This window comes from Paenibacillus sp. Y660 (assembly GCF_057221575.1).
On record NZ_JBXBBJ010000006.1, the window covers coordinates 16,361 to 29,655 of the forward strand.

General features: G+C 46.2%; 14 protein-coding genes. 4 read left to right on the forward strand and 10 right to left on the reverse strand.

Annotation, left to right across the window (positions count from 1 at the left end; translation table 11 throughout):
- Nucleotides 1-200: 200 nt before the first annotated feature.
- On the forward strand, nucleotides 201-887 hold the full coding sequence (locus AC2TDN_RS09285; RefSeq protein WP_484687756.1) for a response regulator transcription factor: 687 nt from the start codon (nucleotides 201-203) through the stop codon (nucleotides 885-887).
- Nucleotides 884-2,422 carry a sensor histidine kinase gene (locus AC2TDN_RS09290; RefSeq protein WP_484687757.1) on the forward strand — a complete coding sequence of 513 codons (1,539 nt, stop codon included), beginning with the start codon at nucleotides 884-886 and terminating at the stop codon, nucleotides 2,420-2,422. The genes AC2TDN_RS09285 and AC2TDN_RS09290 overlap by 4 nt, the downstream gene beginning before the upstream one ends.
- Nucleotides 2,423-2,505: 83 nt before the next feature.
- Here AC2TDN_RS09290 and AC2TDN_RS09295 read toward each other — a convergent pair whose 3' ends face one another.
- Nucleotides 2,506-3,390 carry a metallophosphoesterase gene (locus tag AC2TDN_RS09295; RefSeq protein WP_484687758.1) on the reverse strand — a complete coding sequence of 295 codons (885 nt, stop codon included), beginning with the start codon at nucleotides 3,388-3,390 and terminating at the stop codon, nucleotides 2,506-2,508.
- A gap of 160 nt (nucleotides 3,391-3,550) precedes the next feature.
- On the opposite strand from AC2TDN_RS09295, the gene AC2TDN_RS09300 reads away from it, so the two are divergent.
- Nucleotides 3,551-4,318, forward strand: a complete 768-nt coding sequence (locus AC2TDN_RS09300; RefSeq protein ID WP_484687759.1) for a hypothetical protein — start codon at nucleotides 3,551-3,553, stop codon at nucleotides 4,316-4,318.
- A 168-nt stretch (nucleotides 4,319-4,486) separates the two neighbouring features.
- Nucleotides 4,487-4,828, forward strand: coding sequence for a hypothetical protein (locus AC2TDN_RS09305; RefSeq protein ID WP_484687760.1), 342 nt, complete (start codon nucleotides 4,487-4,489; stop codon nucleotides 4,826-4,828).
- Nucleotides 4,829-5,106: 278 nt separating this feature from the next.
- Here AC2TDN_RS09305 and AC2TDN_RS09310 read toward each other — a convergent pair whose 3' ends face one another.
- The 9 genes from AC2TDN_RS09310 to AC2TDN_RS09350 all read right to left on the reverse strand — a co-directional run bounded on the left by AC2TDN_RS09310 (nucleotide 5,107) and on the right by AC2TDN_RS09350 (nucleotide 13,253).
- Complete coding sequence (locus AC2TDN_RS09310; RefSeq protein ID WP_484687761.1) at nucleotides 5,107-5,442, reverse strand: hypothetical protein; 336 nt, start codon at nucleotides 5,440-5,442, stop codon at nucleotides 5,107-5,109.
- A 202-nt stretch (nucleotides 5,443-5,644) separates the two neighbouring features.
- Nucleotides 5,645-6,241, reverse strand: a complete 597-nt coding sequence (locus AC2TDN_RS09315; protein WP_482066598.1) for a TetR/AcrR family transcriptional regulator — start codon at nucleotides 6,239-6,241, stop codon at nucleotides 5,645-5,647.
- Nucleotides 6,242-6,256: 15 nt separating this feature from the next.
- A complete protein-coding gene (locus AC2TDN_RS09320; protein WP_484687762.1) occupies nucleotides 6,257-7,708 on the reverse strand; it encodes an NAD(P)/FAD-dependent oxidoreductase in 1,452 nt (483 codons plus the stop codon).
- A 331-nt stretch (nucleotides 7,709-8,039) separates the two neighbouring features.
- Nucleotides 8,040-8,189 carry a hypothetical protein gene (locus tag AC2TDN_RS09325; protein WP_484687763.1) on the reverse strand — a complete coding sequence of 50 codons (150 nt, stop codon included), beginning with the start codon at nucleotides 8,187-8,189 and terminating at the stop codon, nucleotides 8,040-8,042.
- A gap of 29 nt (nucleotides 8,190-8,218) precedes the next feature.
- On the reverse strand, nucleotides 8,219-9,043 hold the full coding sequence (locus AC2TDN_RS09330) for a permease prefix domain 1-containing protein (RefSeq protein WP_484687764.1): 825 nt from the start codon (nucleotides 9,041-9,043) through the stop codon (nucleotides 8,219-8,221).
- Nucleotide 9,044: 1 nt separating this feature from the next.
- Entirely contained in the window at nucleotides 9,045-9,380 is a 336-nt protein-coding gene (locus tag AC2TDN_RS09335) for a PadR family transcriptional regulator (protein ID WP_484687765.1), read from the reverse strand.
- Between the two features lie 125 nt (nucleotides 9,381-9,505).
- Nucleotides 9,506-11,329 (reverse strand): FtsX-like permease family protein, encoded by a 1,824-nt coding sequence (locus tag AC2TDN_RS09340; protein WP_484687766.1) that lies wholly within the window; start codon nucleotides 11,327-11,329, stop codon nucleotides 9,506-9,508.
- 9 nt (nucleotides 11,330-11,338) lie between these two features.
- Nucleotides 11,339-12,145: an ABC transporter ATP-binding protein gene (locus AC2TDN_RS09345; RefSeq protein WP_484687767.1), complete on the reverse strand. Its 807-nt coding sequence runs from the start codon at nucleotides 12,143-12,145 to the stop codon at nucleotides 11,339-11,341.
- A gap of 241 nt (nucleotides 12,146-12,386) precedes the next feature.
- Entirely contained in the window at nucleotides 12,387-13,253 is an 867-nt protein-coding gene (locus AC2TDN_RS09350; protein ID WP_484687768.1) for an NAD-dependent epimerase/dehydratase family protein, read from the reverse strand.
- Nucleotides 13,254-13,295: the final 42 nt, after the last annotated feature.

Genomic DNA, 13,295 nt, shown 5'->3' on the forward strand with positions numbered 1-13,295 from the left:
TAGGCCGCTTTACTAGTGTACATGCCGTTATTTTTTTTTCAAAATCAATTTTGATCAACTGGTGTTACACTCGATGCTTTCTATATAAAAAGCTGTTTAGGCGACAGGGCTGAAAGTTTACTGAAGGGCCGTGCAAACAGGTGCATCTTTTGCTCAAAAGGACGATAATAGAGTGGTGTACCGTGAAAGGGGAATTGGACATGACATCCTTTGAAGGGATTAAAATATTGCTTGTGGATGACGAACCGAACATCGTGCAGTTTCTGGAGCTTGGACTTGTGAATGAAGGCTTTGACATTCGAGTTGCCTACGACGGAGAAACCGCGTTACAGGAGGCTGCCGCTTTCAAGCCTCATGTCGTCATCTTAGACATCATGATGCCAGGTATGAACGGGTTTGAGGTTTGTCATGCGCTTCGGGCGGCTGGCGACAATATCGCCGTCATCATGCTGACGGCAAAGGATGAGGTCGAGGATCGCGTCAAAGGCTTGACGCTCGGCGCAGACGATTATCTCGTGAAGCCGTTCAGCTTCAGCGAGCTGCTCGCGCGCATCGGGGCAAGGCTTCGCAACCAGTTTCCCAATCTGCTTGGCGAAGCCGTCTATGGGCCGTTTCGTCTTGATGACAGGCGCAAGGAGCTTGTTTACTTGGAGCAGGTGCTTGAGCTGTCGCCTACCGAATACGAGCTGCTGCGGTTCATCCTTTTGAACAATGGCGTCGTGCTTAGCAAATCGCTTATTTTGGACAAGGTATGGGGCTATCAATTCGGCGGGGAAGAGAACATCGTTGAGGTGTACATTCGCTCGCTACGCGACAAATTGAACGATAAGGAGCATCGGCTCATTCGAACGCTTCGGGGCGCAGGCTATCGGATGGACTTGCCATGAACAGGCTGAGAACAAGCGCAATCGCTCGTCTTTTCGCTCCTGGGTCGCTCCGTTACCAGCTTTTAAATCGTTCCCTGCTTATACTCGCTGTCTTGCTGCTGCTTATCGGCGTACTCCAATATGTCATCATGAAGGACTTTGTTTTCAATAATAAAGCCGAATCCTTAAACGCTCAAGTGATGGCGATGCCGATGGATTGGTTTAGGGATGGAGCCGCTCCTAATGAAGGAATGGACAGCGAGCGCCCTGAACAAGGCAATGCTCCGGCAGATAACGGCCTTTCCGATCGCCCGCAAAGAAACCACCGGGACTCGCCGATGTTTTATCAGCCCGGCTTATCCATCGTACTGTTCAGACAAGACGGCACGATCACCGATGTGTCGAAGGATACGACCGTCAGCGCGCCGCTTCTATCCGAGGAACAATACGAACAAATTTCAAATCAGCTTCAGGCTCGTAAGCAGGTCGACTACCAAATCGTCGACAATGCGCAGGGGAAGGAGCAGATTGTCGTCTTTCGCCATGCTGGTCCTCCCGGCAAAGCTGAAGGCATCATTCAAGTAAGCATGGAAACGGAGTCACTGAAGCAGCTGCTCATGACCCAGCTCGCTATATTCACGGGATTGTCAGCTCTAGCGCTTGCTGCCGGGCTTGCTCTCTATTTGCCGCTGCTTCGCCGCACGCTTAGGCCATTGTCCCGTGTCGTGCTCGCCGCCCAGCATACCGATGCGGGAAGCTTGACGAAGCGCATACCTGCAAGCCATGGACAGGAGGAGATTGACCGGTTGTCGGAAGCGTTCAACGGCATGCTCGAGCGATTGGATATCTCCTTTGAAACCCAGCGGAAAACAACGGAAAAAATGCGCCGCTTCATTGCCGACGCCTCGCATGAGCTTCGGACGCCGCTGACGTCCATTCACGGATTTCTTGAGGTGCTGCTCCGCGGGGCTGCAGCAAATCCGGAGCAGCTTCATCGCGCGCTAACCAGCATGCAGCTCGAATCAAAGCGCATTAATAAGCTCGTCGAGGATCTGCTCGCGCTTGCGAAGCTCGATCAAGACCCGCAGCTTCAGCTTGCCGATACGCAACTGGATGAGCTGCTCCTTGAAATGGAGCCGCAATTGCAATTGATTGCCGGCAGCCGCGAAGTAAGGCTCGAACTCACGCCTCATGTGAGCGGCCGCTTCCATGCCGATAAGCTCAAGCAAGTGGTGCTCAATTTATTTCTTAATGCGGTGCAGCATACCGATTCGAAATCGGGCAAGATCAGCATCTCGCTTACACAGCATAACAATCAAGCCGAAATAACCGTTGCCGATAATGGCATTGGCATTCAAGCTGAGCATCTACCGCATTTGTTTGAGCGATTTTATCGCAGCGAGTCGTCCAGAACGCGCAAAAATGGCGGTGCCGGGCTTGGTCTTGCTATAACTAAGTCAATCGTCGATGCCCATCGGGGAATGATTGAGGCAACTAGTCAGCCAAACGAAGGGACAACCTTTCGCGTTATGATACCGACAGACCTGTCGCTGTAATCATCTTTAATGAAAGCAGACGTTAACCGTCCCTATCATGGGACGATTAACGCCTGCTTTTTATTACACCTATTAGGCCTGTTTCAGTGCTGCAGCACAAACTCGTCCAGCTTTTTACCATCCACATCGTACGCCTGATAGGTTAACGATTCCCCGCTAATGGAAATACCCGCAAACATTTGCTTCCCATTTTGAAAATGGACCTTGTGATAGAATTGGTCCTCTTTCTTCTCGTTAAACTTCTGCCCTGACGTATTGGTCACGACATAGACCGTTCCCTCGCGATTTTGAACCGCAGCTTCGCCGTCGCCGACAATTTGTCCATTGCGCAGCGGATAAGACCTCGAATATTCATGATTATGGCCCTGCAGCACCAAATCAACCTTAAATTCATCGAACAGCTTCGTCCAATCCTTCACTTTCTTATACGTATTGCCGCCATAGTGACCTTGGTGCACCGCAACGATTTTCCAAGGCTTATTCGTGCTCTTGAGATCGCTGCTCAGCCACTTCGTCTGCTCTTTGATGTTCGATTCGGAATTCAAAAAGACAAAATGGACTAGGCCGTAATCAAAGGAGTAGCTGGTGCCTGGAATGGAACCCTCCGCGCCATTGTCCGGCAAATGAAAATGGGACACGAAGCGTTCAGCTTGTCCATCCATCTCATCATGATTGCCGGCAGCCGGCATAAAGGGGATCTGCGTTACCCACCTGCTTGCTTTTCCGAATAAATGGGTCCACGCCTGCTCATCCTCCGGCTCCTCCGTCAGATCGCCGTTATGGACGATGAATGCTGCGCTCGGAAATGTCGCAAAAGCCTTGTCCAACGTATTTCCCCACAGCTCAAAATCCTGCTCGGTCACGCCTTGCGAGTCCGTCACATTAATGAAGCAGAACGTACCCGGCTCCTTCGGCTCCGTCTCAAATACGGCTGCATCGCTCCAGCCCTTCGCTTCCCCGCTTCCCACCCGGTAACGATAGGCCGTTCCCGGCTCGAGTCCGTCTGCCTCCGCTTAGTCTATCCATTAATTACTAAATATGGTTATTAAGAGCTATATACTCATTAGTGAAAATAAGGTAGATTAGTAAATCTGTTATTATATTTATAAAATTTAGGAGGAGATTATTTTGAAGGTAAAAGCGAGTGTGTCCTTATTGTTGGTACTGTCGGAATTCTTGGGTTTAACAAGTTCTGTCTTTGCAGACGGAAATGTAAAACAGAGGTCTAATGAAAGAATTGAAAGTGTACAGTATTTTATTCAGGAAGAAAACCCCGTTTATTCTGTCCAAATAAATGAGGAACTAAAAGGTAATTTAAATGATGTGTTAAAATCTAGTCCAGAAGTAGCTTCTCAACTTAAGACTCAAATTAATAATAATGAATTCTCTTCAAGGCTTGTAACAAATCCAGGCTGGACATATTATCAAATACGTGAAGATTTTGAATATACTGGTCAAAGCAATTTTGTTATGGATGTTGGGCCCCGTAGTAATGAAACTTTCTTGATAAGTGTTGCAAAAGGTAAAACACAAACTAAAACAAGTTCCACAACAGTTTCTGGAAGTATGACGATTGCAGGAGAAGCTGGTATTCAATCACCGATAGCTAAAGTAATTAGTTTGAAATTCACCGGATCAGTGACGGGAACCATATCAAAAACATGGGGAACAACTATAACTTTTACTGGTCCCACGGGCAATTTTAATTCAAGAAACTATTATGGTGGAATCCAGTTTGATAGTTTAAGAGCATATGTTAATATTACTAAAGAGTACCAAGCGTTCGATGCGCAAGGTAATAACAGAGGGTATGTTTATGACACACCAGTAAACGTATATGTGGATGGTGTTAAAGTACCAAAGGCTATTAAATGGAGTGTTGATGTTAACTATTAATAAGGAGTTGTTATGACTTTGCGTATTCTTTCCTTTGTATCTATTGTCTTCCTATCCATTATAATTGTAGGTTGTAATAATCGATCTTCTGATATTTCGCAGATTACTAACTTTCAACTAGAACAATCCAATATCAATTTAATAGATGTCAACATGAGATCAGTTATTATGGAAGAAGATTCGAGAAGATATATTGGTGTAGAGTATGGTGTTGTGGCGACGTTAATAAATGTTCCAAAAGAATCCATTGACCAAATCGGATTTAGTATTTTGTATAAGGGTAAAACAAAAGAACTTTATGGACAAAGTGGTACGGGGTCAGTGAAGGGTTTTTCTATAATCGAGGAAGAACACACTAGTCTAAAGATATTTGTACCTATTGTCCAATTTGCCAGCCATTTGAATTCATCAGATCAAGAATATCTAACAAGCACCTTAGGAAAAGAGGAAATACAGGTACAAGTATATTTCAAAGAGGAGCCTGAGTTCTCTCTTGAAATCTCAGAGTAAGAAAATAAGACAATCGTTTCTTCGTTTATGGGGGAACGATTGTCTTATTTTAATCATAATTTCAAGAGGGTGCATTTCAAAATGACCTAACAGGGAGGAGGAAACTGTTACGACTATTGCTTTTTGCATAAGGGTTTTTGAAGGAGTATTGGGAAGTTGAAAATGGAGTAGGAAGAAACCTAGGACACAATAGTGTAGGTGATATATCTCTATCTAATGTAGAAAGATTTTCAATGCTATCATGGCAAAGAGAGACTTTCAACTGTATTGATATAATTTTAACTATTTGTCAATATTATCCGATCATGATGGACGGCTTGTTCGATTCCGCCTCCTGTATCAATCGTTGAAGTCTTGCCTGTAAAGGTCATTACCCGCTCGTCATTCCAGTCCATAGAGGCATTCTTCTTCATTAACTGAACGACCGAAGCAGCCTGCCGATTCGAGCTATGCCAAGTAAAAGCGCGGCTGGTCACCGGATCGCCCCTGAACGTAGTGACGATGGCGGCCGGCTTTTGGGATCTTTCGACCTTCAGCCAGTCCGCTGCGGCTGCGCCTGCAAGAAGCAGCGCGCAACATACGAGCACGACCAGCAAATCCTTGCGTATTTTCAAGACTTGTCCCCTCTTTCATCTTTAGTTGATCCTCAATCTATCTTATCAAAAACCTCGCAAACGGCGCATTCATCAATCTTTCAGCCGGCCTTAAGTTAAGAATAAGTAAAGGCCGCACAATAACATAGCATCCACGAAAGAAAAGAGGATCGCTTCTTCGCTGTAAGGCGGATTAGCGATCCTCTTCTTTTGGCCTAATCGATTAATTCGGTGAAATCATTCTGAGCAGTATATGAACCTTCGGGATCTGATAGCCGCCGATCTCTTGTACATTAAGTACCATTAGTCCATTGACAACTGACAGGTAAGAAGAAATCATTTCCTCGAGATCGCCCGCGATAATCTGACCACCCGCCTGTCCCTCTTGGAACAATGGCAGCAATTGATTAACAGCCGCCTTCATTGAATAGTCTTCGATAAGCTGCTTTACCTTCTCTGGTACACCCTCTGACGTTCTCGCCTGATGAATCAGCATAAAATAATCCGTGCCGCTTTCATCAAGCATATCTTCGGTTAAAGACTTGATCTTGTCGATCGGCGAGCCCGAATAATCGTACACATTCCGCATCGCATCCTGTGCCGCGATCATGGCATGTTCGACAAGCGTAATGAAGAGCTCTTCTTTTGACTTAAAGTAATGGTAAAGCAAGCCATGGCTAATGCCTGCTTCCGCTGCGATCATGCTCATCTTCGTACCAATAATGCCCCTCCGGGAAAAGACCTTTAGGGCTGCGCCCATTATCTGCTCCTTACGCTCATCACGAATATGATGAAGCTGTTCATCGTTTAAAGGCGCCAATTCATCCTTCACTCCTTACTGAGGTATAATCTTATCGAGCACTTCCTCAAGCGGCAAACCATGCTCTTCCAAAAGCTCTGCGAGTAATTGCCGACCTTCGTCTGAAGCATGAAGCACCGTGCTGACCATATCCAAATTATACAGCTCTCGCAGCGATACCGATAGCGTATTCACTGCCCAGTACATGCCGAAGAGCTGATAATTTTGATTCCCTGTTCCCTCTTTCAGCACTAGATCCATAAACCTCCTGCCAAAAGCAATCCCTTTAAGCGGCTCGGAAGCAGCCTCATATACAACACCTTCCCACTCCAATACAGCCGAGCAATTTAACCACCATGTAGGTGTAATCACCGTTTCTTGCATCTTCCTGAGCAGCCTTTGCTCGAAATGGGCTTTTGGGTTAATCAATTGCTCTTGCAGATGGGCGTCCAGTAAATCCGCTTCGATCGCCACAACCGTCATTCCTTGGCCAAAGATGGGATCATAAATACAATAGGCATCGCCTATCACTAACAATCCAGAAGGCCATTTTTCCATTTGCTCGTAATGTCGGCGATACAGCTCATTGACGTGAAAGCCGCGCAGCGGCGTAATCGGCTCAAGCTCTTGCAAGATCTCTCCGATTAATGGAGATGGAAGCGCAGCAACCGCCTCGTCGAATTGTTCTGCCATCGTTGGCGGATATTGTCCGCCTGGACGATATAGCACGATTTCAGCCACTTCATTTTCGATAAAGGAAAAAACGCCTGTAAACGTCCCATTAGACGGTTGACCCATGATGTTAATGACATCCCATTCCTCGGACAAATGAGCCCTATGGGCAGGCAACTTGTAACGCCTTGTGCTATAGCCAATAGAAGCTTTCATGATGTCAGCTGCAGGCACCTCGTAGCCTAGCTCCTCCAGCCATTGCGTCAGCTTTGAAGCTCGGCCGCTTGCATCCACCACGAGATCCGCAAGAATTTCATTCCCGTTTCCAGCGGCTTCTCCGCGATTTCGGATCTCTACTCCAATAACGGCAGCTTGATCCGTAGTTGTAATGAGCCTAAGCACATCATGCTTTGGCAGAAACCGCACATTGGAGATTGCTTTTACACGTCTGTGAATGACCCACTCGAGCGCTGCCCGGCTAAATTTGATATCATCTCTATCGTAAGGCCCGGCTACCGTTCCATATTGAGTCATAATATGAGCAGTCTTATTCAGGGAAGAGGGAGATCCAAGCTTTCTTAAATCCTCCTCATAGTCGGGAAAAAGCTGCTCTGTGATCATCTTACCACGAGCTGTGAAGCGATGGGGATGAAACCCATGCGGTACACCCGCGCGATCCACGGGATGCTCAGGAAATTCATCCTTGTCGATGATGAGCACGTCCTCGAAATATTGAGAGAGCACTCTTGCCGTCATTAAGCCAGCTATGCTTCCTCCTATTACAATTGCCTTTTCTCTCTTCTGAATACTGGTCATGTTTATCGCTCCTTTTAATTTTTGATTGATTCATTCAGTCAATAACAAGCCAAACGAAACCATTTCAATGAAAGCAGCATGGATCAGTGCGTAAGTCAGTTCATAAAATAGTGCATGGAATTGTACATAGAAAAGTGCATGAATTTAAAAGATATTTTTAGATTGACTCGTTCAGTCAACAACAGAATAAGTCATTTATTTCTAGCTGTCAACTGACGTACAAGCTGTCTTTTAAAAAAAGAGTCCTTCACCTCGATCTGATAATAACGAACGCCGATTTTGTAAAATCCGTCGGTCGTCACCTGGAATTTAAAAAGATGACCCCCGAGGGTCATCCTTTTACGTAATGCTCCTTCATGAGAGCTACTTCTCTTTGTTTTTTTGCGGTATTCTGTTTATAGAACCAAGCTTTTGTTAAGGTCTCCATTGGAAACCTATCGAATTTTCTCCATACTCTTAAAATCTCATCAGCAGCAAACATATGCGGTTCTCCTTTCTAAGCGTTTTATTTCAGCTTATGATATTACCGCGCCTCGCCTTTATGCCTACTAAAAAATACGCCAGGTAGCCCAGCACATTGAATAAAGCAAAACCGATGATCCATCCGACGTTCAATCGTTGATGATGATAGGCATTGATCGTAGCCCAAATCGTAAATAAAACCGCATAAATCACAATGCCTGCTGTGAGAAGGTATCCGACTAGCGTAGCCAGATTTTTGGACTCCAAATGGATAAACCATTTATCGCTCTGCGCATAATAGAAATCCATTACGGAAAAAGGCCGCAATTCTCTAACGTACCGGTAGATAGGATCTGCTTGATGATTGAAGTAAGATACGCTGCCCTCAGCTGTTACTGTTTTGACCTCGCTCGTCTTATAGATTTGAACGTTAGTAATTTGTTTTGCATCTCTTACTATAGCTTTAATGGTCTTGTCCGACTGCTCTGAAATGACTGCTTGTTTGTCAAGCACATCATACAAGGATCTAGAAATAGCTGCGTTTTCAGCTCTATTATCCATTTCAACCTTCCATATCACACCAGACGCCACCAGACTAATAAGGAGAAAGGCAAAAGCAATATACAGCACCCTTTTAGCGAAAATTTTCTGTGCTTTAAACAATTGGCCGACAACCACGCGCATTTCCTTTTCCCCGCCGAATCGTTCGATCGCAATCGCTATCGCATCCTGCTCTGATTTTCCTTCTATTTTCAATTCATGGACGGCCTCTAGCAAATGGTTTTTCATTTCCGCCTTTAATTCTTGGATCTCTTTCTTGTTCCCGCTTGCATTTTTATAGACCGAGTCTACAAACAGCTCAATTTGACCCATCTTATTCTCTCCCTCCGATAAACGAATCCATCATTTTTTTCAAAAATTGCCACTCCGAACGTTTTTGTTCAAAGCCCTCTTCACCAAGCGGCGTTAGCTTATAATATTTCCGTCTTCCCCCGGGACCTTGATCTTCGCCCCAATAAGAAGCAATCCATTTATTGTTCTCCAAACGCTTTAGTGACAAATAAAGCGTGCCTTCTTTCAGCTCAAATTGACTTTCGCTCTTTTCCCGAACGAGCTTAGCCAATTCGTACCCATACCGGTCCTTGCTATGTAACAACGAGAGGATTAACGTATCGATATGGCCCTTTAATACCTCTTTATTCAATTCCATCGTTTTCACCTCCTAGTTGTACTTTAAAATATATTACTCTATAATGCAAGGTATTAATTTAAAATAACACTTTGCCTGCAGCATAAGCAAAATAACAGCCCAGGCTATACGCCTAGGCTGATTTTTTATTCTGATCTTGCGGTCTTGCTCCGTCCCGGCAGTACAATATTCCGATACAACCTCACTGTTAAGAGATAGTAACCCGAATATATAGCAGCAAATAATGCGATTGGAATCCAGATGCGATAGTACGGCTCGGCCAAGATGAATGAGAATAGGTTCATCCCGACCAGTACATGCAAGAGACCTGCGATCCCGGGGAACAGAAACACGAGGAACAGCTCATGATAAATCGAGCGTGACAGCTTCTCCCGCCTTACTCCCAGCTTGCTCAACATCTCGTAACGCTGCACGTCTTTGGCGGCGCCTGACAAAATTTTAAACATCAAGCAGCTTGCCATCATAGCGAGGAAAGCTATGCCTAGGAAGAAGCCCATGAAGAGGGTGCCGGTCGCATTGCCAAGAGCATACTGGTAATATTGGTACTTGCTCCATGACATGTAATCATCTTTGTTTTTATCGATGTTAAGCCGGTCGAGCGCTTCCCATGAGGAGCGGTTAGCCAAAAAATCGCTCGTCTTTCCGATGACGATAACCTTTTCTATTGATTGAAGCTTCCGCAAGGATTGCTCATCGACAATACGGTAGCTTAAAGACTGGTCCGGAGTAATCCGCGACAAAAAATCTTGCCACTCCTGGCTGTAAGGCGTCGCCCTATCGTCTGTACCTGTCGGAAGAATATCTGTAATCCGATTCAAAGTATCACCGTATTTCTGATTGCTCGTCAAATTTGCAAATGGACGGTGGCTTTCGAGATCTTCTTTGGCGAAATAGATTAGCTCATTCTCGATTTTATAACGGTATTCTAACCGCTCCGTGAACGGAATTTTAGCAAGTACAGCCTCCATTTCAGCTGTTGGATCATGCACAATCGCGTCATATACGCTGTAGCTCTCGCCTTTAATTTTGGCATCGTTTACGAAAGCCATTCCTCCGGAAATTGCACCTGCGCCAAGCGCGATCAGCATCGCAACTGTAGCCAGCAGCTTCGTTAGGCCGTTGATTCGGAAGGATAGCTGTCCGTAAGTAAATGCCTTTATTCCGCGCGTGTTGTTGCTCTTTTTCCATTTTGCTACTAGAGGCGGGAGCAATGTCATGAACAACAGATAGGTGCCGAGCGGCGTCATGATCGTCGCTGTGTACAGACCAATTTCCCGCAGCTGCTCCATGAAGGTCAGAGAAAAATAGCCGAGTCCTAAAGCGATGAGTCCTACAATAGCAAGCAGTACCTTCCACCAACTGCTCTGCCACATCCGATCAGCTTGAACACTGCCGTGCACAAGCTGCAGCACCTGCAACCGGGCTAGCTTCAGCTGGTTCCATAATGCAGACAAGCCGAACAGGATGACGAAGAACAATGCCGTAAACAAAACAGCTGGCATGTACACCGCGTGATAGCCGGATAAGTTCGCATTAAGCTGCCTTGCAATCAGCTGTCCGACGAGCGCGGACAACCCGAATCCAAGCGCAAGACCGGCAACGAGCGAGATAAGGCCAAGCGCGATTGTCTCGATAAACATAAGCAATCGTATTTTGCTTTTTCTCGCTCCGAGCACCAAATAAAGTCCAAATTCACGCTGGCGCAGCGAAAGCAAAAATCCGTTCGCATACAGAATGTAAAAAAACGTAATCGACGAGAGCAGCACCGAGCCTAGAATATAGACCAGCTGTATCGAATTAATAATGGCGTTCTCCTCAGTGAAGCTGCGGTTCCATGCCATTGTCTGAAACATATAAAAGATAGAGATCGACATGACGAGCCCTGCGAGCAGCACGATATAATCCTTGTATTTGCTTTTCATACCGGATAATGCTAATTTCATTAACATGATGTCATCTCACTGCCTTCCCGATCCATGCCACTGCACTGCTGCCGCTGCAGCAGCCGACGCGCCATAATCGCCGAGCATATCAAGAATTTGCTTGTAAAAGGACTCCCTGCTGCCCGAGCGATACAGCTCCTTCACCAGCTCTCCATCCTGTATGAACAGAATTCTGCCGCAGTAGCTCGCGCTGAACGCATCATGCGTCACCATCAGAATCGAAATTTGCTGCTCCTCATTTAGCCTTTTCATCGTCTCCAGCAAACCGACCGCATTTTTCAAATCGAGCGCTCCCGTTGGCTCATCGCCGAGCAGCAGCGCTGGTTCATGGACGATCGCGCGCGCTGCCGCCGTTCTCTGCCTTTGTCCACCGGAGACCATCGCCGGATATTGCTCCGCTATAGCCATAATGCCGAGACTTTCCATCACGTGCTGAACCCGGCTGCGGATCTCGCTCGCAGGCATGTTCTGCAAAGATAGGGGCAGCGCGATATTTTCGAAAACCGTCAAATTGTCGAGCAGATTAAAATCTTGAAAAATAAATCCTAGCCGCTGCGCCCGAAAGTCAGACAGCTCATGGGCCTTCATACGCGTAATATCGGTACCGGCAATGGCGATCGTCCCCTCCGTCGGGTTATCGAGCGTTGAAATGACGTTCAGCAGCGTCGTTTTGCCTGAACCGGACGCGCCCATGATGCCAATAAATTCCCCTTCCTGCATCGTGAAAGAAATATTGTTCAAGGCATACACCTGATTCTCTTTCTTGCTTCCATATATTTTGGATATTTTCCTAATATCGATAACTGGCGCTTTAGTCGTCATTACTGCATCTCCTTATGTTCTGTCTAGGCGCTCATAGGCGCCACATCGTATTCAGTATAAGGAAGACGCCTAAAGCAAACGTAATATAACACTAAAGAATTCTTAAAGATTTCCTTAACATAAGGAGAGTGGAGCAAAAATAGAAAAAACCCGAAGACAGCGGCTAGCGCTATCTTCGGGTTAAAGCAGCCCGCTTGGGCTGAGTTGGCTCATTTAAGCAAATAACAGCTGTCGCAACGCTTTATTGCTCCATGAAGAAATGCTGCTGCTGCCAGCCGAGCAACTCTTTCAGCTTGGCGTTCGTCAGAAAGCTGGTTCGTCCAGGCAATTGCTCGGCATGCTTCGCAAGCTCAGGCATGAATTGATGAATCAGCTCTTCGCTTGGCAGATTGGTCGAAGTGTCGTCCGCAGCGAGTATTATCGCCTGAGCGCCTAGACCATCCTTCTCCACCGCCAATCTGCAGGCTGCTGCCATGTCCCTTACATCGATATAGCTCCAAAGTATGCGAACGCGCTCTTCCGGTGTTTCAAAGGTCTGTCTCACTCTCGGGTAATCCTTCGGTTCAAGTATATTGCCAAGGCGGAATGAAATGACCTGCATGCCTGTTCTTCTATGGAACGCTTCTCCCGTCATTTCATTTACCATTTTGGATAAACCGTAGCTATCCTCGGACAATTGCGAATGGCTTTCATCGATTGGCAAATAGTTCGGCGCAAAAAACTGATTCGCGAATACGATCCCGTAGGACGACTCACTGGATGCCAGCACCACCTTGCTGATGCTCAAATTAGCGGCAGCCTCCAAAATATTGTAGGTGTTCATCACATTATTGCGGAAGGTGACGTCGTTCGGATAAATAAATGCTTCCGGTATCGCTGCAAAATGAATCACTGCCTCAACGGGCTGCCTGTCCCTGATGCTAAATTGCGATAAAGCATTGTGCACCTGACCCAAATCGTTCAGATCTACAATTAGCGTCTGGCATAAACGCTCTTCAGGCAGCTTCCAATCCAAATTCAGCACCTCGTATCCGTGCTCAATCAAATCTTTAATGATCCATTTGCCTGCTTTCCCGCTGCCGCCGGTTACGACTATTCTCTTTTTCATCCAAACATCGCTCCATCCATCTGCATTTGAACAAAACCTTAT